The organism is Streptomyces sp. NPDC047971 (assembly GCF_040653355.1).
Classification (GTDB): Bacteria; Actinomycetota; Actinomycetes; order Streptomycetales; family Streptomycetaceae; genus Streptomyces.
This window is the reverse complement of record NZ_JBEZNW010000036.1, coordinates 40,282-65,305: the sequence shown is the minus strand read 5'-3', so window position 1 is coordinate 65,305 and position 25,024 is coordinate 40,282. Positions and strand designations below refer to the sequence as shown.

General features: G+C 71.8%; 26 protein-coding genes. 6 read left to right on the top strand and 20 right to left on the bottom strand.

Going from position 1 to position 25,024, the window contains the following annotated elements; all coding sequences use genetic code 11:
• Positions 1-56 precede the first annotated feature (56 nt).
• Together AB0D99_RS27910 and AB0D99_RS27905 are read left to right on the top strand one after the other, a co-directional pair.
• Entirely contained in the window at positions 57-929 is an 873-nt protein-coding gene (locus AB0D99_RS27910) for an undecaprenyl-diphosphate phosphatase (RefSeq protein ID WP_362368003.1), read from the top strand.
• A 404-nt stretch (positions 930-1,333) separates the two neighbouring features.
• Entirely contained in the window at positions 1,334-1,549 is a 216-nt protein-coding gene (locus AB0D99_RS27905; protein WP_362368000.1) for a hypothetical protein, read from the top strand.
• Between the two features lie 68 nt (positions 1,550-1,617).
• Here AB0D99_RS27905 and AB0D99_RS27900 read toward each other — a convergent pair whose 3' ends face one another.
• Entirely contained in the window at positions 1,618-2,217 is a 600-nt protein-coding gene (locus AB0D99_RS27900; RefSeq protein ID WP_362367997.1) for a flavin reductase family protein, read from the bottom strand.
• 83 nt (positions 2,218-2,300) lie between these two features.
• On the opposite strand from AB0D99_RS27900, the gene AB0D99_RS27895 reads away from it, so the two are divergent.
• Both AB0D99_RS27895 and lnt read left to right on the top strand, forming a co-directional pair.
• Positions 2,301-2,738 carry a nuclear transport factor 2 family protein gene (locus AB0D99_RS27895; RefSeq protein ID WP_362367994.1) on the top strand — a complete coding sequence of 146 codons (438 nt, stop codon included), beginning with the start codon at positions 2,301-2,303 and terminating at the stop codon, positions 2,736-2,738.
• Positions 2,739-3,034: 296 nt separating this feature from the next.
• Positions 3,035-4,564, top strand: a complete 1,530-nt coding sequence (gene lnt, locus AB0D99_RS27890) for an apolipoprotein N-acyltransferase (RefSeq protein ID WP_362367991.1) — start codon at positions 3,035-3,037, stop codon at positions 4,562-4,564.
• Here the strand turns inward: lnt and AB0D99_RS27885 are convergent.
• Both AB0D99_RS27885 and AB0D99_RS27880 read right to left on the bottom strand, forming a co-directional pair.
• Entirely contained in the window at positions 4,488-5,393 is a 906-nt protein-coding gene (locus AB0D99_RS27885) for a Gfo/Idh/MocA family oxidoreductase (protein WP_362367988.1), read from the bottom strand. The two genes, lnt and AB0D99_RS27885, sit on opposite strands and share 77 nt — an antisense overlap.
• A gap of 40 nt (positions 5,394-5,433) precedes the next feature.
• Entirely contained in the window at positions 5,434-6,621 is a 1,188-nt protein-coding gene (locus AB0D99_RS27880; protein ID WP_362367985.1) for an FAD-dependent monooxygenase, read from the bottom strand.
• An 81-nt stretch (positions 6,622-6,702) separates the two neighbouring features.
• Here AB0D99_RS27880 and AB0D99_RS27875 point away from each other — a divergent pair, with 81 nt between their 5' ends.
• Entirely contained in the window at positions 6,703-7,350 is a 648-nt protein-coding gene (locus AB0D99_RS27875; RefSeq protein ID WP_362367982.1) for a TetR/AcrR family transcriptional regulator, read from the top strand.
• Between the two features lie 43 nt (positions 7,351-7,393).
• The gene (locus AB0D99_RS27870; protein WP_362367979.1) at positions 7,394-7,924 is read left to right on the top strand and encodes a DinB family protein; all 531 of its coding nucleotides are present in this window, start codon (positions 7,394-7,396) and stop codon (positions 7,922-7,924) included.
• A 99-nt stretch (positions 7,925-8,023) separates the two neighbouring features.
• On the opposite strand, the gene AB0D99_RS27865 is transcribed toward AB0D99_RS27870, so the two are convergent.
• The 17 genes from AB0D99_RS27865 to AB0D99_RS27785 all read right to left on the bottom strand — a co-directional run bounded on the left by AB0D99_RS27865 (position 8,024) and on the right by AB0D99_RS27785 (position 25,018).
• On the bottom strand, positions 8,024-8,497 hold the full coding sequence (locus AB0D99_RS27865; RefSeq protein WP_362367976.1) for a hypothetical protein: 474 nt from the start codon (positions 8,495-8,497) through the stop codon (positions 8,024-8,026).
• 138 nt (positions 8,498-8,635) lie between these two features.
• Positions 8,636-9,319 carry a uracil-DNA glycosylase gene (gene ung, locus AB0D99_RS27860; RefSeq protein ID WP_362367973.1) on the bottom strand — a complete coding sequence of 228 codons (684 nt, stop codon included), beginning with the start codon at positions 9,317-9,319 and terminating at the stop codon, positions 8,636-8,638.
• 70 nt (positions 9,320-9,389) lie between these two features.
• Positions 9,390-10,967 carry an ABC transporter substrate-binding protein gene (locus AB0D99_RS27855; protein ID WP_362367970.1) on the bottom strand — a complete coding sequence of 526 codons (1,578 nt, stop codon included), beginning with the start codon at positions 10,965-10,967 and terminating at the stop codon, positions 9,390-9,392.
• Positions 10,968-11,115: 148 nt separating this feature from the next.
• Entirely contained in the window at positions 11,116-11,883 is a 768-nt protein-coding gene (locus tag AB0D99_RS27850; protein WP_362367967.1) for an SDR family oxidoreductase, read from the bottom strand.
• 28 nt (positions 11,884-11,911) lie between these two features.
• Positions 11,912-12,673, bottom strand: a complete 762-nt coding sequence (gene fabG, locus AB0D99_RS27845; protein ID WP_362367964.1) for a 3-oxoacyl-ACP reductase FabG — start codon at positions 12,671-12,673, stop codon at positions 11,912-11,914.
• 170 nt (positions 12,674-12,843) lie between these two features.
• The gene (locus tag AB0D99_RS27840; protein ID WP_362367961.1) at positions 12,844-13,227 is read right to left on the bottom strand and encodes a DUF3037 domain-containing protein; all 384 of its coding nucleotides are present in this window, start codon (positions 13,225-13,227) and stop codon (positions 12,844-12,846) included.
• Positions 13,224-14,069 carry a HipA family kinase gene (locus tag AB0D99_RS27835; protein ID WP_362367958.1) on the bottom strand — a complete coding sequence of 282 codons (846 nt, stop codon included), beginning with the start codon at positions 14,067-14,069 and terminating at the stop codon, positions 13,224-13,226. The genes AB0D99_RS27840 and AB0D99_RS27835 overlap by 4 nt, the downstream gene beginning before the upstream one ends.
• 9 nt (positions 14,070-14,078) lie before the next feature.
• Entirely contained in the window at positions 14,079-15,647 is a 1,569-nt protein-coding gene (locus tag AB0D99_RS27830; RefSeq protein WP_362367955.1) for a GMC oxidoreductase, read from the bottom strand.
• A gap of 47 nt (positions 15,648-15,694) precedes the next feature.
• Positions 15,695-17,242, bottom strand: coding sequence for an APC family permease (locus AB0D99_RS27825; protein WP_362367952.1), 1,548 nt, complete (start codon positions 17,240-17,242; stop codon positions 15,695-15,697).
• A complete protein-coding gene (locus AB0D99_RS27820) occupies positions 17,239-18,708 on the bottom strand; it encodes an aldehyde dehydrogenase family protein (protein ID WP_362367949.1) in 1,470 nt (489 codons plus the stop codon). The genes AB0D99_RS27825 and AB0D99_RS27820 overlap by 4 nt, the downstream gene beginning before the upstream one ends.
• Before the next feature lie 346 nt (positions 18,709-19,054).
• Positions 19,055-20,071, bottom strand: coding sequence for an aromatic ring-hydroxylating dioxygenase subunit alpha (locus AB0D99_RS27815; protein ID WP_362367946.1), 1,017 nt, complete (start codon positions 20,069-20,071; stop codon positions 19,055-19,057).
• Between the two features lies 1 nt (position 20,072).
• The gene (locus AB0D99_RS27810; RefSeq protein WP_362367943.1) at positions 20,073-20,297 is read right to left on the bottom strand and encodes a recombinase-like helix-turn-helix domain-containing protein; all 225 of its coding nucleotides are present in this window, start codon (positions 20,295-20,297) and stop codon (positions 20,073-20,075) included.
• Between the two features lie 29 nt (positions 20,298-20,326).
• Entirely contained in the window at positions 20,327-21,262 is a 936-nt protein-coding gene (locus AB0D99_RS27805) for a PDR/VanB family oxidoreductase (RefSeq protein WP_362367940.1), read from the bottom strand.
• A 43-nt stretch (positions 21,263-21,305) separates the two neighbouring features.
• Positions 21,306-22,931 (bottom strand): thiamine pyrophosphate-binding protein, encoded by a 1,626-nt coding sequence (locus tag AB0D99_RS27800; protein WP_362367937.1) that lies wholly within the window; start codon positions 22,929-22,931, stop codon positions 21,306-21,308.
• Positions 22,932-22,940: 9 nt separating this feature from the next.
• On the bottom strand, positions 22,941-23,729 hold the full coding sequence (locus tag AB0D99_RS27795) for an SDR family oxidoreductase (protein ID WP_362367934.1): 789 nt from the start codon (positions 23,727-23,729) through the stop codon (positions 22,941-22,943).
• Between the two features lie 19 nt (positions 23,730-23,748).
• The gene (locus AB0D99_RS27790; RefSeq protein ID WP_362367931.1) at positions 23,749-24,504 is read right to left on the bottom strand and encodes an SDR family oxidoreductase; all 756 of its coding nucleotides are present in this window, start codon (positions 24,502-24,504) and stop codon (positions 23,749-23,751) included.
• The gene (locus AB0D99_RS27785) at positions 24,497-25,018 is read right to left on the bottom strand and encodes a cupin domain-containing protein (RefSeq protein ID WP_362367928.1); all 522 of its coding nucleotides are present in this window, start codon (positions 25,016-25,018) and stop codon (positions 24,497-24,499) included. The genes AB0D99_RS27790 and AB0D99_RS27785 overlap by 8 nt, the downstream gene beginning before the upstream one ends.
• Between the last annotated feature and the right edge of the window lie 6 nt (positions 25,019-25,024).

Below are 25,024 nucleotides of genomic sequence, written 5' to 3'. Positions count from 1 at the left end.
CCGATCCGACCGTCCTTCTCTGACCGCACGAGCACATTCGGGACGGCCCTAGCCCCATGAGTTGGTTCGAATCATTCATCCTCGGACTCGTCCAGGGGCTGACGGAGTTCCTTCCCATCTCCTCCAGCGCGCACCTCCGCCTCACCGCAGCGTTCGCCGGCTGGGAGGACCCCGGTGCGGCCTTCACCGCGATCACCCAGATCGGCACGGAGACGGCCGTCCTGATCTACTTCCGCAAGGACATCGCGCGGATCGTCTCGGCCTGGTTCCGCTCGCTGCGGGACAAGTCGATGCGCGGCGACCACGACGCCCAGATGGGCTGGCTGGTCATCGTCGGCTCGATCCCGATCGGCGTACTGGGCGTGACGCTCAAGGACCAGATCGAAGGTCCGTTCCGTGACCTGAGGCTGATCGCCACGACCCTCATCGTCATGGGCATCGTCCTCGGCGTCGCGGACCGGCTCGCCGCCCGCGACGAGATCGGCGGACGGCACCGCGTGGTCCGCGAGCGCAAGACGCTGAAGGACCTCGGCGTGCGGGACGGCCTGATCTACGGCGTGTGCCAGGCGATGGCCCTGATCCCCGGTGTCTCCCGCTCGGGCGCGACGATCTCCGGTGGTCTGCTCATGGGCTACACGCGCGAGGCGGCGGCCCGGTACTCGTTCCTGCTGGCCATCCCGGCGGTGCTCGCCTCGGGCGCCTACGAGCTGAAGGACGCGGGCGAGGGCCATGTGTCCTGGGGACCGACGATCTTCGCGACGATCATCGCGTTCGTCGTCGGATACGCGGTGATCGCCTGGTTCATGAAGTTCATCACCACGAAGTCCTTCATGCCGTTCGTGATCTACCGGATCCTGCTCGGCATCCTGCTCTTCATCCTCGTCGGCACGGACGTCCTCAGCCCCCACGCGGGCGAGTCCGGCCACTGACGTCGAGCCCGTACGGGTCGGAGCCCGTCCGCGGGTGCCGGCGGTCCTTCGACCACCGGCGCGCGGACGGGCTCGTGTCCGTTCGGTCGGGGACCGGGTTCCGCGCCGATCGGGACGGGTCGCCGGACTCGGGGGGTTTTCCGGCGGCTCTTCTCTGGTGCGCCCCTGCCGAAGAGACGCGACGATCCTCCCGCCGGAAGGGACGGGCGGCGAGCGTGTGCGCACCCTCTGTCGACGCGTTCCGTTCACACCCGGTGTGAACGGACGTGGGTGAACCGGGTCGACGCGAGCGGGAGGGGTGAACCGGTCCGGTGACGGCCGGTCCGGTGAACCGCTCCGGCCGCCGGGCGCCCCCTCGCGCGGTCCGCCGGGCGGGAACCGGGGGCGCGCCGCACCCTGGAGACATGGCCTGGCAAGCACCCATCGTCGTCCACCGCCCCTCCCCCGGCGGCGGGCGGCGCGTGACCGTTCGCGGGCAGATCGTCGGCCTCGCGCGCAACGACACGGATCTGGTCGAATTCCTGCGCCGGGCCGGACTCGAGGACGCCGACATGATCCTCGACGACCCCCATCTGGTGGAGTGGCGCGGCGGCCGTCCCCACCGGTGGGAGGCCGCCTAGGAGGTGTGCGGCGAGCGGGAAGAACCGCCGTGGTCCGGGCGCCCAGGGGTGCCGCGCGCCGGTGCTCGTCAGCTCCGGGGCTCGTAGGGGACCCGGGCGATCTCCTGGATACCGCCCAGCGTTCCCCACTCGTTCCGGCCGAGCCGGGTCAGCGGGCGCATGCGGGTGATCTCGGGGTGGCCGTCCACCATGACCGACTCGTCGACCGCCGCGTGCACCACCCGTCCGAAGACGACGGTCGAGTCGCCGATCCGCAGGGTGCTGTGCAGCTCGCACTCCAGCGCCACCGGGGCGAGTGCCACCCGCGGCGGCTTGACCCGCAGGCTCGGCTCACGCTCCACCCCACAGGCGTCGAACTCGCTCACGCCGCGCGGGAAGTCCGTCGCCGTGGCGTTGATCCGCTCGAAGAGGGGCTCGGGCGCGAAGTTCACCACGAACGCCCCGGTGTCCTCGATGTTGCGCAGCGAGTCCTTGCGGCCCACCGAGGTGAACTGGACGACCGGCGGGGTCACCGAGGAGATCGTGAAGAAGGAGTGCGGAGCCAGATTGTCGGTCCCGTCGGCCGACGTCGTGGAGATCCAGGCGATCGGCCGGGGCACGACGGTGGCGGTGAGCAAGCGGTAGAAGGTGTTCCGGTCGCTCAGGGCGGGATCGAAGTCGATGCGCATGTCGCAAAGTATGACCGGTATCCGACCACGCCCTCGCCGCACGACTCTTGGCCCCGCGCCTTCCCCTGCCCGACACTGTGCCGATGACGCAGCGCGTGGATCTCGCGACCGTGATGGACCGGCTGGCCATCGACGACCTCGTCACCGGATACGCGGTGGCCGTGGACGACTCCGACTGGACGGGCTACCGGGCGCTGTTCACCGGCGACGGCAGGGCCGACTACCGCGATTCCGGCGGTGTCGAGGGCCCGGCCGCCGACGTCGCCGACTGGCTCGAGGAGACGATGAAGCTCTTCCCCACGCGCCAGCACCTGATCGTGAACCGCCGGGTCGCCATCCAGGACCTCGGCGGCTACCCGGGGGACACGGCCGAGGTCAGGGCCGACTACGTGAATCCGATGCGCTTCGAGTCCGGAGAGGACTTCGTCTGCGGCGGCCGTTACACGTTCTCCCTGCTCCGGACGGAGGCCGGCTGGCGGCTCCGCTCGGTCGTCGTACGGGAGAAGTGGCGCCGCGCCTAGACGCGGCGCGGGGGCGCGCGGCGCACACTGGAGTCGACACCTGGAGGCGCTGCGTGGGAATTGCGTTCGGCCGGCGCGGCACCGGCGCGGAGCACGGGCCCGGTGCCGGTCGCGGGCGCCCGCGCGGTGCCCGAGGGGCGGCCGAGGACGGTCCGGGAGATCCCGGAGCGGGTGGACCGCCCGGGACGGGGCCGTCCGAGGACGACGGAGCCCCGGCGGAGGACGGGCCGTCCGAGAGCGTTCCGGCCCGGACCCCGCGGACTCCTCACCGGGCCGCTCGCGCCGGGCTCGCGGTCGTGGCGGGCGCGCTGCCCGCGCTCGCCTTCCCGGCGCCCGGCCTCTGGTGGTTCGCCTACGTCGCCCTCGTCCCCTGGCTGCTGCTGCTCCGTACCGCGCCCACCGCGCGCCGGGCCGCCCTGGAGGGCTGGCTGGGCGGCATCGGGTTCATGGTGGCCATGCACCATTGGCTGTTCCCGAGCCTGCACGTCTTCCTCTTCGTACTGGCCGCGCTGCTCGGGCTGTTGTGGGTGCCCTGGGGGTGGCTGGTGCGGGCGATGCTCGGGGACGGGCCGTCCGGTACACGGGCCGCGGCGGCGCTCCTGGTCGTCCCCTCGGGCTGGCTGCTCATCGAACTGGTCCGTTCCTGGGAGGCGTTGGGCGGGCCGTGGGGTCTGCTGGGTGCGAGCCAGTGGCAGGTCGCCCCGGCGCTGCGGCTCGCCTCCGTCGGCGGGGTCTGGCTCGTGTCCCTGCTCGTGGTGGCCGTCAACACGGCCGTGGCGCTTCTCGTCGTGTCGGCGGCCGCCGTCCGGACGGCGGCCCTGGTGGGACTCGTGGTGTGCGCCCTCACCGTCGGTGTGGTCTGGTGGAGCACCGGGCCGCCCCGCGAGCGGGGGACGGCGCGGATCGCGGTCGTGCAGCCCGGTGTGTACGACGGATCCGGCGGCGCCGAGCGGCGGTTCGCGCGTGGCGAGGAGTTGACGCGTGAGCTGGTCGGCCAGGACCTGGATCTGGTCGTCTGGGGCGAGAGCAGCGTCGGCGCCGACCTGGCCACCCGTCCCGACCTCACCGCCCGGCTGACCGCCCTCTCCCGCGCGGTGGACGCGCCGATCCTCGTCAACGTGGACGCCCGCCGCTCCGACCGTCCGGGCATCTTCAAGAGCGCGGTGCTGATCGGGGAGGAGGGCCCCACGGGCGAGCGTTACGACAAGATGCGCCTGGTGCCGTTCGGCGAGTACATCCCGCTGCGCCCGGTCCTCGGCTGGGTGACGTCGGTCGGCAAGGCCGCCGGCGAGGACCGGCGGCGTGGCACCGAGCCCGTCGTCATGACCCTGCCTGCCGAGGGAGCGGGCCCCGCGCTGCGGATCGGTCCGGTGGTCTGTTTCGAGTCCGCCTTCCCCGACATGTCACGCCGTCTGACCCGCGACGGCGCGGACGTGCTGATCGCCCAGTCGGCGACCTCGACCTTCCAGCACAGCTGGGCGCCCGCGCAGCATGCCTCGCTCGCGGCGCTGCGCGCCGCGGAGTCCGGCCGCCCGATGGTGCATGCGACGCTGACCGGCGAGAGCGCCGTCTACGGTCCCGACGGCCGGCGGATCGGCACGACGCTGGACACGGACCGCAGCGCGGCGGCCGTCTACGAGGTCCCCCTGGCCCGGACGACCACCGGCTACGCGCGGTTCGGCGACTGGCCCCTGTACGGGGCCCTGACCGTGCTGGCCGTGCTGTGCGCCGCCGAGGGCATGGGCGCGCTCAGGAAGCCTGTGTCAGGGCCTCGCGCACGACGCGCTCGCACAGCTCGTGGGTCGACAGGGCGTCCCGCGCGCTGAGCGGCTCACCCGCCCGTACGGCGTCGAGGAAGGCGAGGACGGCCTGCTCGATGCCGCGCTGGCGGGCCACCGGCACCCAGTCCCCGCGCCGGCGGACGGTCGGCTGGCCCTTGTGGTCCACGACCTCCGCGAGGTTGAGGACCTGCCTCTTGGTGTCCTGGCCGGAGACCTCCAGGATCTCCTCGGTGGAGCCGTTCATCCGGTTCATCATGCCGATGGCGGTGAAGCCGTCCCCGGAGAGCTGGAGGACGACGTGGTGCATGAGCCCCTCGCGGATCCGGGCCCGTACGTCCACGTGCTCCACCTCTCCGGGCAGCAGGAAGCGGAGGGTGTCGATGACGTGGATGAAGTCGTCGAGGACGAGGGTGCGCGGGTCCTCGGGCAGGCCGATCCGGTTCTTCTGCATGAGGATGAGCTCGCGCGGGTGGTCCAGGCACTGCGCGTAGCCGGGTGCCAGGCGGCGGTTGAAGCCGACGGCCAGGCTCACCGCGCGCTCCTCCGCGAGCTCCACCAGCCGCTCGGACGCGGCGTACTCGTACGCCAGCGGCTTGTCGACGTAGGTCGGCACCCCGGCCTGGAGGAGCCGGGTGACGATCTCGGCGTGCGTGGCGGTCGGCGCGTGCACGAACGCGGCGTCGAGGCCGGCCGAGAGCAGGGAGTCGAGGTCGCTGTGGCACCGCACGGCCGGGACGTGGTGGGTGTCGGCGACCCGCTCCAGGGTGGCCCGCGTCCGCGTCTGGAGGTGGAGTTCGACCCCGGGGAGGGCGGTGAGGACCGGGAGATATGCCTTCTGGGCGATGTCGCCGAGTCCGATGCAGCCGACCTTCACGGGGTCTCCCTAGCGCTGGATGATCTGTCGTTCGCGCTGGTCAGCTTACTCGCGCGGGATCGGCGGCCGACGGCGGCCGCCAGTCGGCGATGCCGTCGAAACCGCGCAGGACGAGGCCGGGCCCGAAGCGCGAGACGGCGGCGACGACGCCGTTGCGCAGGGCGACGGCGGGCGGGGCCGAGAGCAGGGCGAGCCGGCCCGTCCGGGCTGCCTTGCGGACGATCGCGGTGGTGCGGGGCAGCCGGTCGGCGGTGTAGGCGGCCAGCGCGCGGCTCGGGAGAACTCCCGGCCCCGCGTGGTGGGCGAGGACGATCGCGTCCTCGATGGCCTGGTTGCCGCCCTGGCCGAGGGTGGGCTGCATCGCGTGGGCGGCGTCGCCGAGCAGGGCGACGCGACCGCGGTGGAAGGCGGGCAGGGGTACGGGCATGTGGTGGACGTCGTGGCGCAGGACGCCGTCGGGGGTGACGGCGGCGAGGATCCGGGGCACGGGCTGGTGCCAGTCGCCGAAGAGGCGCAGGAGTTCGGCCTTCTCGTCGTCGGGGGCGCGGGCGCCTTCGGGGGCGGCGGCCATCGCGTAGGCGTAGACGCGTCCGTCCTTGAGGGGCTGGGTGCCCCAGAGGCGTCCCGGGCCCCAGGTCTCGTGCGGAGGGAAGGGGCGCTCGTCGGCGGGTACGACGACGCGCCAGGTGGTGAAGCCGGAGTACTCGGGACCCGCGTTGTCGGGGAAGAGGGCGCGGCGGACCGTGGAGTGGATGCCGTCGGCGCCGAGGGTCAGTTCGGCCTCGATGTCGCCGTCGGGGGTGCGGACCACGGCGGGCCGGTCGTCGTCGCCGGGGTCGGAGAGGGACGCGGCCACCCCGGTCCGCACGACCCCCTCGGGGAGTGCCGAGAGCAGGATGTCGACGAGGGTGGCGCGGTGGAGCAGGACGAGGGGGCCGCCGAAGCGGTCGGCGGCGGCCTTCGCGCTGGTGCGGGCGAGCCAGCGGCCGTCGGGGGCGCGCATGCCGCCGTCGCCCTGCCAGGCGGACAGTTCGCGGACCCGGTCGCCGAGCCCGATGACGTCCAGGGCGCGCTGGGAGTTGGGGGCGAGGCCGATGCCGGCGCCGACGGGGGTGAGGGCGGCGGCGCGTTCGAGGACGGTGACGTTCCAGCCTCTCCGGTGGAGGGCGACGGCTGCGGTGAGCCCGCCGATGCCCGCTCCGACGACGACGGCACGGTGCTGTTCCATGACTGCTCCCTCGGAAACTACAGCTGTAGTGACCTCTCGAACGTACTACAGGTGTAGTCGAACCGGTAGTAGGTTGTGCCCATGACCGCACCCGCCCCCCGGCCCGCCCCCGACTCCCCCACTCCGGACCCGCCCGCCACGGGCTCCCCCACCCCGCCCGGCTCACGCGCCGAGCGGATCGGGGACGCCGCCCTCGACCTCCTCGTCGAACGCGGGATGCGGGGGCTCACCCACCGGGCGGTCGACGAGCGGGCGGGGCTTCCGCAGGGATCGACCTCCAACCACGCCCGCACCCGTCAGGCCCTGCTGGAGACGGCCGTCCGCCGCCAGGTCGAGCGGGAGGCGGGGGTGCTCACCCCGCACGAGATGCCGGGGCCGGACGCCGGCGCCGGGGACCTCGTGGACGCCCTCTCGCTCGCCCTCCACCGGTATCTCACCGACCACCGGGCGCTGCTCGTCTCCCGGTACGAACTCGCCCTGGAGGCCACCCGCCGGCCCGAGCTGCGCACCTTCTTCGACTCGGCGGGGTCGGCCTTCCACGGGCCGCTGATCGCGATGATGGCGGACGCGGGCTCACCCTCCCCCGAGCGGCACGCGCTGTCCCTGATCGCCTGGTGCGAGGGGCTGATGTTCTCCTGCGCCGCGGGTTCCTTCCACTCCGCCGTGCCGAGCCGTGCCGAACTACGCGTCGGATTCGAGGAGTTGCTGCGGGGAATGCTGAGCGGATGAAGCGCGCCGGGCAGCCCGGCGCGTACCCCGAACATCGGAGACGATGCCCGACATGACCTCTGTGGAACGCACCGCGCGCACCGAACCGTCGACCACCGCGGGCGAGCGCGAGATGCTCGAAGCCTGGCTGGACTACCACCGCCGGACCCTCGCGGTGAAATGCGAGGGACTGGCCGAGGCCCAGCTGCGCACCGCCTCCGCGCCGCCGTCCGACCTCAGCCTGCTCGGCCTGGTCCGCCACATGGCCGAGGTGGAACGCGGCTGGTTCCGGCGGGTGCTGGCAGGCGAGCGGCCGGGCCGGATCTACGCCACCGAGGAGGACCGCGACCGCGCCTTCCACCTGACCCCCGGAGACACCTGGGACGAGGCGTACGCGACCTGGCAGGGCGAGATCGCACGGGCCCGCGAACTGGCCTCGGCACACCACCTCGACGACCTGGGCAAGGGAGAGCACCGCAGCGGCGAGACGTTCAACCTGCGCTGGATCTACACCCACATGATCGAGGAGTACGCGCGCCACAACGGCCACGCGGACCTGCTGCGCGAGCGGATCGACGGGGTCACGGGCGAATAGCCGCGGCGGCCGGCCACACCCTCACCGCGGCGCCGAGGGACCGGCCGGCGGGGTCCAGGGTGCGGGGAACGGGAACCCGGTGACGGTCCCGGCACCCGGCTACCGCGCGCGGAGCCGTACCTCCAGGCGTTCGATCGCGGCGCGGACCCCGTTGCCGTAGCCGTCGTCGTCCAGCGCGTGCGACGCGGCGCGGGCCCGGTCCAGATGGATCCGCGCCGCGTCGGACCGCCGCAGCTTCAGATAGTCGGCGGCGAGATTGAGGTGCAGCGAGGGGTACAGCGCCCGCAGCGCCACCGCGGAGTCGTGCCGGGCCAGCCGCTCCTCGCCGATCTCCTCGGCCGCCAGGAGGGCCCGCAGGTCCCACGCCAGCTCGGCGTCCGGGTCGTCCTGCGCGTCGGCCATGTAGTGCGCGAGCGTGCAGCGGTGCAGGGGGTCGCCGTCGGGACCGATCAGTGCCCACAGATCGCCGAAGCGGTTGCGCGCCTCTTCCCGGTCCCCGCCGTGGAGCAGCATCGTCGCCTGGCCGATCCTGGTCATGACGCCGTCGTCCGACACCTGCTGCTGCTCGGTCACTGCGGCCTCCACACGCTCTGTCGTCCGGAGGTCCGACGCTAGCCGCAGCGACCCCCGATCCGGATCAGGCTCGGGCGCGGGCCGGGAGCTGTCAGCCGGGCGGGCTCAGGCGCCCGCCCGGACAGCGGGCCGCCGGCGTCAGCCCAGGTCGGGGATGCGCCAGTCGATCGCCTCGTGGCCCTGGGCCGCGATCGCCTCGTCGATCTGGGTGAAGGGGCGGGAGCCGAAGAACTTCTTCGCCGACAGCGGCGAGGGGTGCGCGCCCTTCACCACCACATGGCGCTCCTCGTCGATCAGCGGGAGCTTCTTCTGGGCGTAGGCCCCCCAGAGTACGAAGACGGCGGGGTCCGGCCGGGAGGCCACGGCGGAGATCACCGCGTCGGTGAACTTCTCCCAGCCCTGGCCCTTGTGCGAGTTGGCCTCGCCGGCGCGGACCGTGAGGACCGCGTTGAGCAGCAGGACGCCCTGCTCGGCCCACGGCATCAGATAGCCGTTGTCCGGCACCGGGTGTCCGAGCTCCTCCCGCATCTCCTTATAGATGTTGCGCAGGGAGGGCGGGGTCTTGACCCCGGGCCGGACGGAGAAGCAGAGGCCGTGCCCCTGCCCCTCGCCGTGGTACGGGTCCTGGCCGAGGACCAGGACCTTCACCTTGTCGTACGGAGTGGCGGCGAGGGCGGCGAAGACCTCGTCGCGCGGCGGGTAGACCGGCCCCTTCGCCCGCTCCTCCTCGACGAACTCGGTGAGCTGCTTGAAGTACGGCTTCTGCAGCTCGTCGCCGAGGACGCCGCGCCAGGACTCGGGCAGCATGTCGGTGTCGGTCACGTCAACAACCTCCGGTAGGCCATGTCTTCTTACGTGCTGAAGAACCTACCGGGGGCCACTGACAATCCCGCTACCAGCTGGTCCTGCGGCTGAGTTCCCACATCTGCATGACCGTCTGCGGGTCGAGCGCGCGCTCGCCGCCCGCGATGTCCTCACCGGCCGCGATGTAGAGCTTGCCCTGCCACAGCGGGAGGAGCCGGACGTCGTCGACCATGATCTCCTGCGCCTCCTTGAACTCCTCGGCGGCGGCTCCACGGTCGCTCTCGCGCCGCGACTTCGGCAGGATCTCGTCCGTGATGCGGGGGCTCACGTACGGGGTCCCCAGCGCGTTCTGCTTGCCGACGAACGGGGCGATGAAGTTGTCCGCGTCCGGGAAGTCGGGGAACCAGCCGCGGCCGAAGACCGGGTACTCGCCCTTCTGGTAGTCCGCCGCGAACTCCTTCCACGGCTTGCTGCGCAGCGTCACCTTGAAGAGCCCCGAGGCGTCCAGCTGCCTCTTCAGCTCGGCGAACTCGACCGCGGTGCCGGAGCCGTACCGGTCGGTGGTGTACCAGAAGGTCAGCTCGACGGGCTTGGTGATCCCGGCCTTGCGGAGAATCGACTTGGCCTTCGTGACGCTGGGCTCGCCGAAGGCGTCGAAGAACTCCGTGGTGTGCCCGGCGATGCCCTTGGGAACCATGGAGTACAGCGGCTCGGCCGTGCCCTTGTACGCCTTGTCGACCAGTTCCTCGCGGTCGACGATCTGCGCGATCGCCTTGCGGACCGGCTCCTTGGCGACCGAGGCGTCCCGGGCGTTGAAGACCAGGTAGCGGATGTCGGCGCCGGTCGACTCCACGAGCTGGAGCCGCTCGTTCTCCGGGGTGTCCTCCTGGAGCTCGACCACCTCCTCGGCGGTGAGACCACGGTAGGTGGCGTCGATCTCCTTCTCCCGCAGCGCGGTGACCATGGCCTCGGACTCCTTGAAGTACCGAATGGTCACGCCGCCGTTCTTGCGGTCCGCGAACCCCTTGTAGGTGGGGTTCTTGGTCAGCTCGGCCTTGTCACCCTCGGTGTACTCGTCGAGGACGTAGGGGCCGGAGCCGATGAGCTTGCCGTCCTCACGGAGCTTGTCGGCGGCGTACTCGGCCGGGTCCACCAGGGACATGGCGGGCGTGGCGAGGACGAAGGGGAAGGTGGCGTCGGGCTTGTTCAGCTTGAAGACGACCGTACGGTCGTCCACGGTCTCGATCTTGTCGAGCGAGCCGAGCATTCCGTTGGGGCCGCCGTCGGCGTTGATCGTGCGGATGCGCTCGATCGAGTACTGGACCGCCCTGGCGTCCAGTTTGTTACCGTTCGAGAAGGTCAGCCCCTCGACGAGCTTGCACTCGAAGATCCGACTGGCGGTGTCGGAGAATTTGCAGTCGGCGGCATCGGCCTGCGGGGTCGTACTGCCGGTGGGAAAACTCACCAGCGTCTGGAAGACATTTCGGTACAGCTCCCAGGAATTGTCCCAAGCGGCTGCCGGATCAAGCGTGGTGGGAGAACTCGTCGTGCCGACGACGATTCTCTGCTCCCCGGTGGATTCACCGTCCGAAAACAGGCTGCATCCGGACACCAGGGATATGGACGCAAGGGCTGCAGCGGCCTGCAGACTGGTCCGGTTGAACACGTGCACGCTCCTCGTTCAGCCATGGGTCGGCCGACCATACCGCAGCGCCCCGCCAGGTCAATGTTCGACCCTGACGGGGCACTTGAGGCATTCAACGATTAACCGGGGTCAAACCGGTCAGGAATTCAGGAAAGTGTCCGGATATCGGTCACTCGACGCCGGAGTTGAGGAAAAGACCCCCGTCGACCACCAGGGTCTGTCCGGTGATCCAGTCCGACTGGTCGGAGGTGAGGAAGGCGGCGGCGCCGCCGATGTCCTCCGGGACGCCCAGCCGGCCGAGCGGGTACGCGGCCGCGGCCTCCGCCTCACGACCCTCGTAGAGGGCCTGGGCGAATTTGGTCTTGACGACGGCCGGGGCGATCGCGTTGACCCGGACCACCGGCGCGAACTCGTGCGCCAGCTGGAGGGTCAGATTGACCATGGCCGCCTTGCTCATCCCGTACGCGCCGATGAAGGGCGAGGCGGAGACGCCGGCGATCGAGGCGATGTTCACGATCGCACCGCCATGATCCTTCTGCCAGGCCCGCCAGGTGAGCTGGGCGAATCCCAGGGCCGAGATCACATTCGTCTCGTAGACCTTGCGGGCGACGTTCAGGTCGAGCTCGGCGATCGGCCCGAAGACCGGGTTCGTCCCGGCGTTGTTCACCAGGAAGTCGACCCGGCCGAACGCCTCCATCGTCGCCTCGACCGCCGCGGCCTGGTGGGCCTCGTCGTGGGCCTTGCCGGGCACCGCGATGACCCGGTCGGCGCCGAGGCGCTCCACGGCCTCCTTGAGGGCCTCCTCGCCCCGGCCGGTGATGCACACACGGTCGCCGCGGGCGACCAGCGCCTCGGCGATGCCGTAGCCGATGCCCCGGCTGGCTCCGGTGACCAGAGCGACCTTGCCCGACGGCTCGGGCAGTTCCTTCGTGCTCATGTCCGTCTCCTTCTTCCCGCTCGAAGCGTCAGTTGAGCGGGCCGCCGGCCACGTACAGGACCTGGCCGGAGACGAAGCCCGCGTCGTCGCCGGTGAAGAAGGCGATGGCGTTGGCGATGTCCTCGGGCCTGCCGACCCGCTGCACCGGGATCATGGAGGCGGCCGCGGCCTGGAACTCCTCGAAGCCCATGCCGACGCGCTCGGCGGTCTGCGCGGTCATCTCGGTGACGATGAAGCCCGGGGCCACCGCGTTGGCGGTGATGTTGAACTTGCCGAGCTCCTTGGCGAGGGTCTTGGTGAAGCCCTGCAGACCGGCCTTGACGGCCGAGTAGTTCGCCTGGCCGCGGTTGCCGAGCGCGGAGGACGAGGAGAGCGAGACGATCCGGCCGAAGCCCGCGTCCACCATGTGCTTCTGGCACGCCTTGGCCATCAGGAACGCGCCCTTGAGGTGCACGTTCATGACCGTGTCCCAGTCCGCCTCGCTCATCTTGAAGAGGAGGTTGTCGCGGAGCACGCCGGCGTTGTTGACGAGGATCGTCGGGGCGCCGAGCTCGGTGGCCACGCGCGCGACGGCGGCCTCCACCTGGGCGCTGTCGGAGACGTCGCAGCCGACGGCGATGGCGGTGCCACCGGCGGCCGTGATCTTCTCGACGGTGTCCTTGCAGGCCGCCTCGTCGAGGTCGAGTACGGCGACGGCGCGGCCCTCCGCGGCCAGCCGTACCGCGGTGGCGGCGCCAATGCCCCGCGCCGCGCCGGTCACGACGGCTACGCGCTGCTCGGTGGTCGACATGCTTCTTCTCCTCGCCCTTGGATCATGCATGGATGCGGTCCCGCACGCTGCGTCCCCCCACATGAGCGACCGCTTAGTACCTTCCGCAGACGAGACGCTAGAAGCCCTGGCACCCGGTGTCAACGGCCCACCGGGTGCACAGCGTCACTCCGCGCCGAACCGGCCGGCGCTCAGCGCACCAGCAGATCGAGCAGCCTTTCGACCTCGGCCTCCGGGTCGACGGTCAGACCGGTGTGCACCGGGCCGGGCTGGACGACGGTGGAGCGTGGCGCGATCAGCCAGCGGAAGCGCCGTCCCGCGTCGTCACGGGCCGCCTGACCGGCGTCCTCCCCGCCCAGGCAGACCCCCTCGACCGCGTGCAGCGCGGCCCGTACACCGGTCACGTCCGCACCGGGGTCGAGCACCCTGAGCTTGGCCTCGTCGAGATGCGTACGGGCGGCGACGAACGACCTGGCCCGGCAGTAGACCACCACACCGGCGTTGAAGAACTCGCCGCGCTCGACGCGTGGCACGACGCGCAGCAGCGCGTACTCGAAGACATCGCGGTCGGTCACGTGGTGCGGTCCTTCTGGGCGGAGTGCGGCCGGGGGGCGAGACGTTCGGCGAGCCAGCCGGGCGGCTGCGCCGGCCCGCGGTCGACCCGCGGACCGAGGGTGATCCGCTCGTGGATGGTCGCGGCGCGGGGCAGCAGCGCGTCCACGTACGCGGCGCGCACCTCGTCGGTGCCGTCGAAGCCGGGCTCGTCCGCGAGCCACGCGTCCGGGACGTCCGCGGCGACCTCCTCCAGCAGCCCCCGCGTCACCAGGGGCGCCAGCTCGGCCGCGGCCGCGGCGACGTCCGGCGAGAAGGGCGCGAGGGCGTGGTCGGAGGCGTCGTACGGCTTCGCGGCGGAGACCTGGGCTCCCCGCCAGTTGTGGTGCCAGATCATCGTGGCGCCGTGGTCGATGAGCCACACGTCGCCGTGCCAGACCAGCATGTTCGGGTTGCGCCAGGACCGGTCGACGTTGTTGATCACCGCGTCGAACCAGACGACCTTCCCCGCCTCCTTCGGGTCCACCTCGTACGCCAGCGGATCGAAACCCAGCGAGCCGGGGAGGTAGTCCATCCCGAGGTTGAGCCCGCCGCTCGCCTTCAGCAGCTCCTGGACCTCCTGGTCGGGCTCGGAGAGCCCGATGACGGGGTCGAGCTCGATGGCGACCAGCTCGGGCACCCGCAGCCCGAGCCGACGGGCGAGCTGCCCGCAGATCACCTCGGCGACGAGCGTCTTGCGCCCCTGTCCGGCGCCGGTGAACTTCATGACGTACGTTCCGAGATCGTCGGCCTCGACGATCCCGGGGAGCGAGCCGCCCTCACGCAGAGGCGTGACGTAGCGGGTCGCTGTCACTTCTGTAAGCATTTCGCCAGGCTATACGGCCTGTCCCGCCCGGATCATGTCCGAGCACTTCTCGCCGATCATCATCGTGGTGATGCACGGATTGACCGCCGGCAGGAACGGCATGACCGAGGCGTCCGCCACCCGCAGGCCCCGCACCCCCTTGACCCGCAGCTGGGGGTCGAGGGGCGAGGCGGCGTCGTCCTCGGCACCCATGCGCACGGTGCCCGCCGGGTGGTAGACCGTGTTGTGCGTCTGCCGGATGTAGGAGAACAGCTCGTCGTCGGTCGTGGCGTCCGGCCCGGGCGCCAGCTCCGCCCCCTTCCAGTCGGCGAGCGGCGCCTGCGCCGCGATCTCCCGTGCCAGGCGCAGCCCGTGGGTCATCACGCGGATGTCGTGCTCGTGGGTGAAGTAGCGCGGGTCGACCTTCGGCTTGTCCCGGAAATCACGGCTGCGCAGCCGGACCGTGCCCTCGGAGCGGGCGCGGGTGACGTTGGGCGTCAGGCAGAAGGCGTTGTCGGTGGTGGGATAGCCGCGCCGGTAGGTGTTCATGTCGAACGGGACCGAACCGTAGTGGAACATCAGGTCCGGGCGGTCGAGTCCCGGTTCGGTGTCCGTGAAGATCCCGATCTCCCACCACTGCGTGGACGAGGTGACCATGGGCTGCTTCGCCTCCCACATGATCACCCCCTCGGGGTGGTCCTGGAGGTGTGAGCCGACGCCGGGAGAGTCCACCCGTACCTCCACGCCGTTGTCGCGGAGGTGGGCGGCGGGTCCGATGCCCGACAGCATCAGCAGCTTCGGCGAGTCGATCGCCCCGCAGGAGACGATCACCTCGCGCCGCGCCCGTACGGAGTCGACGTGCACGGCGTCCGGCTGCAGGTACTCGACGCCCGAGCAGCGCGCGCCGTCGAAGAGCAACCGCCGCGCCTGCACTCCGGTGCGGACCTCCAGCCCGGGCCGCTTCCCCATCACGGGATGCAGGTACGACACCGAGGCGGAGGAACGGGTCCCGTCCTCGCGGCAGTTGATCTGGAACCAGTTCGCGCCGCGCACCACCGTGCGGCCGGAGTTGAACGGGACCGTCGGGATGCCGGCGGCCTCGCAGGCCGCCAACAGCGCCCGGCCGCACGGGTCCCGGGGAGGCACCGAGCGGATCGTGACGGGTCCGGAGCGGCCGTGGTGGTCGCCCGGGCCGTCGTTGGTCTCCAGCCGTCGGTACAGCGGGAAGCAGTCGGCGGCGCTCCAGCCCGAGCACCCCAGCGCGCCCCACTCGTCGAGGTCCTCGGCCGGCGCCCAGAAGGCGATGCACGAGTTGTGCGACGAGCAGCCGCCGAGCACCTTGGCACGGGCGTGGCGCATGAAGCTGTTGCCGTTCTCCTGCGGCTCCACCGGATAGTCCCAGTCGTATCCGGACTCCAGCAGCGCCATCCACCGGTCGAGCCGCAGGATGTTCTCGTCGCCCTCGTCGGAGGGGCCCGCCTCCAGCAGGCAGACGCTGACACCGGGGTCCTCCGACAGGCGGGCCGCGACGACCGCCCCGGCGGTGCCCCCGCCGACCACCACATAGTCGAACTCGGCCTCAGAGGGCTGTGCGGGCATGGTCACTCCAGTACGGGATGTCCCCGTGACGGGGGAAGGGGCGTGGGTCAGGGGGCGTCGGCGCGGTGTTCGGCCAGCACGCCCGTACGGTGGCGCTGGACGAACCAGTAGTAGGCGAAGCCGCCGAGCGCCACGATGCCGACGAACAGGAAGGCCCCCCAGCGCAGGTACCAGTGCTGGGGCCCGGTCGCGTTGTAGACCTCGGCGCGGGGCCAGGCCAGGTTCAGGGACATGGCGGCGCCCCACAGCACCGCCAGGATGTTGATCGGCAGCCCGAGGCGGCCCAGCGAGAAGGCGCCCTCGCGCGGTTGCCACTTCCCGCGCAGCCGCTGGATCAGCATCGGGGTGGTGACCATCAGGTAGGCCACGTAGATCATGATGATCGCGATGCTGGTGATCACCGAGAAGATCTGCGGCTGGTTGATGTTGACGACCAGGATGACGACACCCACCACGCCGATCACGACGGCGGGGACCACCGGGGTCTGGAAGCGGGGGCTCACCCTGGCGAGGGCCGATCCGGCGGGCAGGTTGTTGTCCCGTGCCATCGCGAACATCAGCCGGATGCCGGCGGCCTGGACGGCCAGCACGCACACCGTGATCGCCACGACCACGCACCACAGGAAGATCTCGCCGATCGTCGACCCCAGCGTCTCCAGCACCACGTACTGCAGGCCGCCGGTGGCCAGCTCCTCCGACTGGAGGTCGGGCACCGCCATCAGCGCGAACAGCAGGATGAGACCACCGATGAGGAAGGACGCGACGAGCGCCCGGAGAATGGCCCGCGGCGCGTTGCGGCTCGGGTCGTGGGACTCCTCGCCGAGCGAGGAGGCCGTGTCGAAGCCGTACATCACGTACGCCGACGCGAGGGAGGCCGTCAGGAACGCCCCGAAGTAGCCGAGCGGCTCCCCGGCTCCCAGGCCCCACGTGTCGGTGAGCACCGTGCCGGGGCCACGGGTGATGTGCGCGGCGAGGAAGATGATCAGGGCCACGGCGGCGATCAGCTCGATGAAGACGCCCGCCGAGTTGATCCGTGCCATCAGCTGGACGCCGAAGGCGTTGACCAGCGTGGAGAAGAGGATCAGCACCGTGCCGAGCAGGACCGCGTTGGCCGCGGCGTCGTTCTCGCCGCTGCCGTCGCCGACGAACTGGAACCAGGGGTCGATCTGGGGCAGCGTGATCTGGTACGCGAGGGCCACGGCCGACAGGGTGACCATGGTGGCCGTCATCATCATCCAGCCGCCGAGCCACCCCACGTGCGGGCCGCCCATCTTCTTGGCCCAGTTGTAGACCGAGCCCGCGACGGGGTAGCGCGCGGCCAGTTCGCAGAAGCACAGTGCCACCATCAGCTGGCCCACGAACACCATCGGCCACGACCACCAGTACGCGGGGCCGCCGAAGGCGATGCCGAAGTAGAACAGCTGGAAGGTGCCGGTCAGGATCGAGATGTAGCTGATCCCGGCGGCGAAGGTGTGGAAGTTGCCCAGGGTGCGCTTCAGTTCGGGCCGGTAGCCGAGTTCGGCCAGCGACGCGTCGTCGTGCGTGGTGCCGTCGCCGGCGTCGGGCCGGTCCTGGCCCGTCGGCTGTGCGGTCACTCGAACCACCTCTGCGGCTTGGGGGCGAGGTTGCGCCAGATGTGCTTGGTCTCCTGGTATTCGGCGAGTCCCGCCGGCCCCAGTTCGCGGCCGAAGCCGGACTGCTTCATGCCGCCCCACTCCGCCTGCGGCACGTACGGATGGAAGTCGTTGATCCACACGGTTCCCGCGCGGAGCCGGGACGCGACCCGGTGGGCGCGGCCGGTGTCCCGCGACCAGACCGCGCCCGCCAGGCCGTACATGGTGTCGTTGGCGACGGCGACGGCCTCCGCCTCATCGGCGAACCGCTCGACCGTGAGCACCGGGCCGAACGACTCGTCACGGACCACGGACATCCCGGGCGTGCAGTCGTCCAGCACGGTCGGCGGATAGTAGTAGCCGTCGGCGAGTTCCGGGTCCGTCGGCCGCGCCCCTCCGCAGCGCAGCACCGCCCCCTCGGCCAGGCCCGCCGCGACGTACGCCTCCACCTTGTCGCGGTGCGCCGCCGAGATCAGCGGTCCCGTCCGCGCGTTCTCGTCGAAGGGGCCGCCCATGGGGATGGCCTTCGCGCGGGCGACGATCTCGTCGACGAAGGCGTCGTGCAGCGAGTCCTCCACGAGGAGCCTGGCACCCGCCGAGCAGACCTGACCGGAGTGCAGGAAGACGGCCATGAGCGCGTAGTCGACGGCCGCCTCGAAGTCCGCGTCCGCGAAGACGATGTTCGGGTTCTTGCCGCCGAGCTCCAGGGCGACCTTCTTCACCGTGGGCGCCGCCGCCGCCATGATCCGGCGGCCGGTGGCCAGGCCACCGGTGAACGACACCAGGTCCACGCGGGGATCCTCGGTGAGCGGCGCGCCCGCCTCGGGGCCCGTGCCCAGGACCAGGTTCCCGACCCCTGGTGGCAGCCCCGCCTCGGTGAGCAGCCGCATCAGCAGGATCGCGGTGTGCGGGGTCAGTTCGCTCGGCTTCAGGACGAAGGTGTTGCCCGCCCCGAGGGCCGGGGCGACCTTCCACGCGGTCTGCAGCAGCGGGTAGTTCCACGGGGTGATCAGCGAACACACACCGACCGGTTCGTGCACCACCCGGCTGTCCGCCTCCGGGTTGCCGGTGGCGACGATCCGGTCGGCGCCGCCCGAGGCGGTCAGGTTGCCGAAGTAGCGGAAGCAGGCCGCGATGTCGTCCATGTCGTACTCGGACTCGACGAGCCGCTTGCCGGTGTCCAGGGACTCGGCACGGGCGAAGGCGGCCTTGTCACGTTCGAGCAGATCGGCGACGCGCAGCAGCAGCCGTCCGCGCTCGGCGGCGGGGGTGGCGGGCCACGGCCCGGTGTCGAACGCCTCGCGGGCGGCGGCGACGGCCGCGGCCGCGTCCGCGGGTCCTGCCTCGTCCACGGTGGCGACCAGGGTGCCGTCCGCCGGGCAGCGGATCTCCCGCGTGCGACCGTCGGCCGCGGCTGTCCACTCGCCACCGATAAACAGCTCCGGCATCGCGCACCTCCGGGTCGACGGGCCGGGCACTGTCCGTGCTCCACCCCCCATGACACTAGGCAGCCTCGGCCGACCCCGCAGAACGAAGGCCCGCGCGGGTTCCGGCCGTGCCCACCCGTCGACGGGCGTCGTCCGGTGCCCCAACCGCGCGGGTGGGAACCGATCCGGAGACCGTCACCGCAGGTCACACCGGTGCGAAGGAGCCGCTCGTGACGGACGGCCGGGATCGCCGACCTCGACGGACGCGGGGAGCACGCCCTCCCGCAGAGGAGTGACGTGGCCGGTCGCCGTGGCCTCCGGAAGGGTCCGCCCCGGCCCGTCCCCCGGCAGGAGCGACGGGCGGCGGTCAGGTGCTGGACGAGGTCTGTGCCTCGGCCTCCGCGCGGTACAGCCGCCGCAGTCGGACGACGCCCAGGTCGTGCTGGTACAGGTTCTCCCTCTGGTCGGCGTCGGCGGGCATGGCCTCCAGCATCACGCGGTCCTGTTCCAGGACCTCCCAGTGGCGCTTCTCGATCAGCGTCTTGTAGAGGAAGCGCCAGGACGCACGCTGCCAGCCCTCGACGCGGCGGTAGCGCCAGAAGAAGGCGCCCGTCCGCCGTTCGTCGACCGGGCAGACCATGCCCACGATCCCGAACGGTCCGCCGGGGCCCGCCGACGGCGGGTACGGGATGGACAGGTCGACCCAGTCGACGCCGGTTCGGCACAGCTCGACCCAGTCGAAGTTGACGCCCCGCTGGTCGGTCTTCTCGAAGAAGTAGCCGCGCTCGGTCTCCCGGATGCGGAACTTGGCGGTCGTGTCGCCGGCGAACATGGTGTGCGACTCGTGGTGGAGGAAGGCGCCGTGCATGGGGTCGAGCAGGTTCTCCACGGCGTAGCGCCAGGGCACGTTCCACTCGGCGTAGCAGAGGAAGGCGTCCACGGCGGGGTCGGTGAGCGGCTCGGGAAGCGTCAGCTCGGCCGCCTCCGGGTGTTCCTCGTCCCCGAACCAGGCGAGGATCGCGCCGCCGACCTCGCGCACGGGCAGCGAGGCGACCAGCTTCTTGCCCTCCAGGTTGCAGCCCGGCAGGCCGGGCACGGAGGTCACCGTGCCGTCGGAGCCGACCTCCACGCCGTGGTACCAGCAGGCCACCCGGTCGCCGAGGTGCCTGCCCAGCGACAGGGGCGCTCCGCGGTGCGGGCAGCGGTCGGCGAGCATGGAGAGCGTCCCGTCGGAACGGCGGAACAGCAGCCACTGCTCGCCCAGCGCGGTGACCTTGCGCATCGCGCCGGGGGCGACGAACCGCGACGGGACGACGGGATGCCACTGGTTGCGCAGCCCGGTGGCGTAGACGTGGTCCGCGGTGGCGGTGGGCGACAGCGTCATGTCAGGCTCCCAGTCGGTTGATCTCGGCGCGGAAGGACTCCTCGGTCCACGGTGTGCCGTCGGCGGTGTGCACCTTGCGGGCGTTGAGCCCGCGCACGACGTCGGCGAGCTCGTGGCCCTCCTGGGTGAAGACCTCTTCGAGGGTGGCGGCGAGTCGGTACGCGTACGGCGTGGGCGCGTGCGTGCGGGACTGGTGGACGTCCAGGTACGGCCAGGTGTCGGTCACGTTCTCTCCTGAGAAGGCGGGGGGAAGGGTCAGAGGTCGAGGACGAGCCGGCCGGAGGCGCACCGCGAGACGCAGATCATCATGGATGCGCCGGCGGACCGCTCCGCCTCGCTGAGCAGGAAGTCCCGGTGGTCGGGAACGCCGTCGAGCACACGGGTCTCGCAGGACCCGCAGATGCCGTCGCGGCAGGAGCTGTTCACGCCGATCCCGGCGCTCTCCGCCGCGTCGAGGATGGACGTGCCGGCGCCGACTCGGAGCGTCAGGCCCGAGGTGCGGCACTCGACCTCGAACTCCTCGTCGTCCCCGGCGTGTTCGGCGGTGGGTGCGGCGAACCGCTCCAGGCGGAGCCTGTCGTCCGGGCAGCGGGCCTGCACGGCCGCGAGGAGGGGTTCGGGCCCACACGCGTACACGAGCGCGTCGTCGGGCAGCCCGGTGAGCAGCGCGTCCAGGTCGATGTGGCCCAGCTCGTCCTGCGGGACGAGCGTCACATCGCCTTGGAGCAGGGCGAGTTCGGCGGTGAACGCCATCGAGGCGCGGCTCCGGCCGCCGTACGCCATGTGCCACTCGGCGCCCCGGCGGGCGGCCTCGCGGGCCATCGCGAGGAGGGGGGTGATCCCGATGCCGCCGGCGACGAAGACGTACGAGCCGGCGTCCTCCAGGGCGAAGTGGTTGCGCGGTTCGCTGACCGTGACGGTCCCGCCCGGGCGGAGCTTCGTGTGCACGTGGCGCGAACCACCGCGCGAGGAGGGCTCGTTGAGGACGCCGATCCGGTACGCGCCCTGGTCGTGCGGGTCGCCGCACAGGCTGTACTGGCGGACGTGTCCGCCGACGTGCACGTCGATGTGGGCGCCGGGCGTCCAGGCGGGCAGGGGCTTGCCCTCGGGATGGGCGAGCTCGACGGACAGGACGCCCTCGGCCTCCCATGTCATGCGGTGGACGATCAGCTGCAGCGGGTTCTCGTTCATGGCCTGGTGCCTCCTTACCGGCGTCGGGCAGTACGGGGCCGGGTCAACGGCCCGGGATCCTCACGGGCGGGGTGAACGGGTTCTTCATCGGGCCGAGGGCCCCGAGGTCGACCTCGACGAGCGTCGGCCCGTCCGAGGCGACGGCCTGGGTGATGACCGGAGCGGCGTGCTCCTCTGCGGCGATCCGCAGGTACGGCAGGTCGCAGGCGCGGGCGAGGCGTTCGAAGTCGGGGGTGGCGAGGTCGACACCGGAGCGTCGCTCGCTGTGGCGGTCCTGCATGTTGCGCAGGACGCCGTATCCGCCGTCGTTGAACACGATCAGGGTGAGCCGGGGGCGCTCCTGGGCGAGGGTGAGCAGTTCGCCGAGGTGGACGGCGAGTCCCCCGTCGCCCGCCAGGACCACGGTGGGCGCGTCGGGCCGTGCGAGCGCCGCGCCGATCCCCATGCCGAGGCCCTGGCCGATGCCTCCGCCGCGGGGGAAGACGTTGTCCCGCGGGTCGTACATCTCCAGCAGGCGGTTGCCCCAGCTGCTGGAGGGGATGGTCACGTCCCGGGCGATCACCGCCTCGCGCGGCAGCGCGGCGCGGATGGCGTCGCAGATCGCGGCCTGCGGTCCGATGGTGTCGTGGAGCGTCGCCCGTACGTCGGCGCGGACGGCGCGGACGCGTGCGCGCCAGCCGTCCTCGGCGGGTGCGGCGTAGGCGGTCAGGGCGGTCAGGGTGGGCGCGGCGTCGCCGTGCAGGGGGTGCGCGACGGGGTAGACCCGGCCGAGCGCCGCCGCGTCGGCGTCGATCTGGATGTGCGCCGCGGGCAGCTCCAGGGTGTAGTCGGCGGTCTCGTTGGAGCGGAAGTGGGTGCCGATGGTGAGCAGCACGTCGGCGTCGGCGAGCAGGGCCCGCGCGGCGGGGGTGGTGGCGAAGTTGCCGATGACCTGCTCGTCGTCCTCGGGCACCGTGCCGCGACCGGAGTTGGAGGTGAGCAGGCCCGCTCCGGTCGTCTTGAGCAGCCGGGCGAGTTCGGGGCGGGCCCGGGTCGCGCCGCCGCCGGCCCAGACGAGGGGGCGGCGGGCGGAGGCCAGCAGCTCGCCGGCGGCGGCCAGTTCCCCGTCCGTGGGGGCGGGCGCCGCGGGGTGGTCGGGGACGGTGGGGCCGTCGGTCTGGGGCGCGTACTGGAGGTCGATCGGCCACTCCACGCTCGCCGGTCCGCCGGGTACGGCGAGCGCCGCCCGGGCCGCCCGGCGCAGGAGGTCACCCGCCCGTTCGGTGTCCGGCACGGTCGCGGCGTGGACCGACACGGCGGTCAGCATGCCGAGCTGGTCCTTGGTCTCGTGGATGAACCCCCGTCCGCTGCCGAGGAACGCGCTCTCCACCTGGCCGGTGACGTGCAGCACGGAGCTGCCGGCGCTCAGGGACTCGATGAGCGATCCCGCGGCGTTGCCCGCGCCCGTTCCGGTGGAGGTCAGGGCGCAGCCGATGGAGCCCCGGGCCCGTCCGTAGGCGTCGGCCGCGTTCACGGCGGACGCCTCGTGGCGCACGGGGACGAAGCGGAGTTCGCGGTCGACGGCCTCGACGAGCGGCAGGTTGTGCACGCTGACGATGCCGAAGACGGTGTCGATGCCCAGTTCGCGCAGGACGGCGACGAGGAGATCGCCTCCGTTGTCGTAACGCATGGTGTCTCCTCAGAGGATGGAGCGGCCGACGCCGCCGCACACGTCGATGCCGGTGCCGGTGATGTACGAGGCGCGGGGTGAGAGCAGGGTGACGACCGCGTACGCGACCTCCTCGGCCCGGCCGAGCCGGCCGAGGGCGACACCTCGGTCGGCGGCCAGCTCCGCCTGCCAGTCCTCGTAGCTCGTGCCGGTGGCGGCCGCGGCGTGGCGGCGGGTCCACTGGCCGGTGTCGATGAGGCCCAGGCACACCGAGTTCACCCGGATGCCGTCGCCGGCGAGTTCGGCCGACAGGGACTTGGAGAGGTTGAGGATGCCGGCGCGGGCGGCGCTGGTGGTGATGAGACGCGGCTCGGGCTGCTTGGCGAGGACCGCGTTGATGTTGACGATGCTCGCCGCCTCGGAGCGGGCGAGGTACGGGCGGGCGGCGCGCAGGGGGTGGAGCACCCCGGCGAACTTGAGCTCCAGTTCGTCGCGCCAGTCCTCGGCCGTCGAGTCGTCGAGTCCCTTCATGCGGGACTGTCCGGCGTTGTTGACGAGTCCGTCGACGCCGCCGAACGTCTCGGCGGCGCCGCGGACGAAGCGGTCCACGGCGTCGGCGTCGCGCACGTCGCACACGCCGGTGAGCAGACGGTCGCGTCCGGCGCCGAGCCGGGCGGCCGCCGTGGCGAGCCGGTCGGCATCGCGGCCGCAGGTGGCGACGCGGGCGCCCTCGTCGAGCAGGGCGCGGACCGTGGCCAGGCCGACGCCCGAGCTGCCGCCGGTGACCACGATGGTGCGGTCGGCGAGGCCCAGATCCATGACGGTGTTCTCCTGCGCTTCAGTTCATGGTGAAGCCGCCGTTGACGGCGATCACCTGTCCGGTCAGATAGCGGGACTCCGCGCCGAGCAGGTAGGAGACGATCCCGGTGAGGTCGTCGGGCTGCTGCGGCCGGGAGACGGCGCGGTGCATGCGGTAGAGGTCGTGCCGCTCGGCGGGCACGGTCTCGGTCGCCTCGCCTTCGGTGAGGCCGGGGGCGACCGCGTTGACGGTGATCCCCTTGTCGCCGAGTTCGCGTGCCATGGCCCGGGTCAGGGCGATGACCGCTCCCTTGGAGGCGATGTAGTGGGCGAGGCGCGGGGAGCCGTAGAGCGCGGCGTCCGAGGCGATGTTGACGATCCGGCCCGGTGCCGCGAGGAGCGGGTACAGGGCCCTGGAGACCAGCCAGGGGCCACGGGCGTTGACCGTCATCAGCCGGTCCCACACCTCGATGTCGATGTCCTGGAACTCCTTGCCGCCCACGCCGTTGGCGAGCGCCGCGTTGTTGACCAGGCCGTAGAGCGGCCCGATCTCCCGCACGGCGGCGGCCAGCGCGGCCACCGAGTCCGGGTCGGCGACGTCGCAGCGTACGAAGCGGGCGTCGATGCCCTCCCCGCGCAGCTCGGCCGCCGCGTGCTCGCCCCGCTCCCGCTCCAGCTCGGCGACGACGACGCGGAAGCCGTCCTCGCCCGCCCGGCGGGCCATGGCCAGTCCCAGGCCACGGCCCGCTCCGGTGACGACGACGGTGCGTGCGTCGGCCGGGGGCAGGTCAGCCACGGGTGACGCCGTGCATCGGCGAGTACTCCGGGTAGGTCGGCACCTGCGGCTTCCGCGTGCCGATGACGACGCAGAAGAGGGCGTCGGTGTCGCCCTCGTTCTTCAGGGATCGGGTGACGCCGGCCGGGACGACGATCATGTCGCGGTATCCGAGGGTCCGGTACTCGGCCTCGTCGGGGCCCCGGTGGATGCCGACCTTGACCTCGCCCTCCAGGACGAAGAACGCCTCTTCGACGTCGTGGTGGGTGTGGGCCGGGCCCTCCGCGCCGGGCGGCAGCAGCATGTTGGAGAAGGTGAAGCCGCCGGACGGGATGATCCGGCTGTCGTTCTCGTGGTTGCCGGTGGCGCCCGAGCCGACGTACCGGATCTGGCCGCGGCGGAACTGCGAGCCGGCCTTCTCCTGGAAGGACAGCGTGTCGAAGTCGGCGATCCGGGAGGCCCGGGTGGCGATGAGCGAGTCGGTGTAGGCGGCGAGGTCGCCGCCGTCGTCGTACTGGGTGGTGGTCAGAGGCATGGGAGA

Excerpts from the sequence above, each read along its gene's own strand:
- AB0D99_RS27805 (WP_362367940.1), bottom strand. The coding sequence starts at position 21,262 with ATGAACGAGAACCCGCTGCAGCTGATCGTCCACCGCATGACATGGGAG.
- AB0D99_RS27830 (WP_362367955.1), bottom strand. The coding sequence starts at position 15,647 with ATGCCCGCACAGCCCTCTGAGGCCGAGTTCGACTATGTGGTGGTCGGC.
- AB0D99_RS27815 (WP_362367946.1), bottom strand. The coding sequence starts at position 20,071 with ATGACGCTGTCGCCCACCGCCACCGCGGACCACGTCTACGCCACCGGG.
- AB0D99_RS27880 (WP_362367985.1), bottom strand. The coding sequence starts at position 6,621 with ATGGAACAGCACCGTGCCGTCGTCGTCGGAGCGGGCATCGGCGGGCTC.
- AB0D99_RS27835 (WP_362367958.1), bottom strand. The coding sequence starts at position 14,069 with ATGCTTACAGAAGTGACAGCGACCCGCTACGTCACGCCTCTGCGTGAG.
- AB0D99_RS27850 (WP_362367967.1), bottom strand. The coding sequence starts at position 11,883 with ATGAGCACGAAGGAACTGCCCGAGCCGTCGGGCAAGGTCGCTCTGGTC.
- AB0D99_RS27910 (WP_362368003.1), top strand. The coding sequence starts at position 57 with ATGAGTTGGTTCGAATCATTCATCCTCGGACTCGTCCAGGGGCTGACG.
- AB0D99_RS27820 (WP_362367949.1), bottom strand. The coding sequence starts at position 18,708 with ATGCCGGAGCTGTTTATCGGTGGCGAGTGGACAGCCGCGGCCGACGGT.
- AB0D99_RS27785 (WP_362367928.1), bottom strand. The coding sequence starts at position 25,018 with ATGCCTCTGACCACCACCCAGTACGACGACGGCGGCGACCTCGCCGCC.
- AB0D99_RS27905 (WP_362368000.1), top strand. The coding sequence starts at position 1,334 with ATGGCCTGGCAAGCACCCATCGTCGTCCACCGCCCCTCCCCCGGCGGC.
- AB0D99_RS27795 (WP_362367934.1), bottom strand. The coding sequence starts at position 23,729 with ATGGATCTGGGCCTCGCCGACCGCACCATCGTGGTCACCGGCGGCAGC.
- AB0D99_RS27800 (WP_362367937.1), bottom strand. The coding sequence starts at position 22,931 with ATGCGTTACGACAACGGAGGCGATCTCCTCGTCGCCGTCCTGCGCGAA.
- AB0D99_RS27900 (WP_362367997.1), bottom strand. The coding sequence starts at position 2,217 with ATGCGCATCGACTTCGATCCCGCCCTGAGCGACCGGAACACCTTCTAC.
- AB0D99_RS27870 (WP_362367979.1), top strand. The coding sequence starts at position 7,394 with ATGCCCGACATGACCTCTGTGGAACGCACCGCGCGCACCGAACCGTCG.
- AB0D99_RS27875 (WP_362367982.1), top strand. The coding sequence starts at position 6,703 with ATGACCGCACCCGCCCCCCGGCCCGCCCCCGACTCCCCCACTCCGGAC.
- fabG (WP_362367964.1), bottom strand. The coding sequence starts at position 12,673 with ATGTCGACCACCGAGCAGCGCGTAGCCGTCGTGACCGGCGCGGCGCGG.
- AB0D99_RS27895 (WP_362367994.1), top strand. The coding sequence starts at position 2,301 with ATGACGCAGCGCGTGGATCTCGCGACCGTGATGGACCGGCTGGCCATC.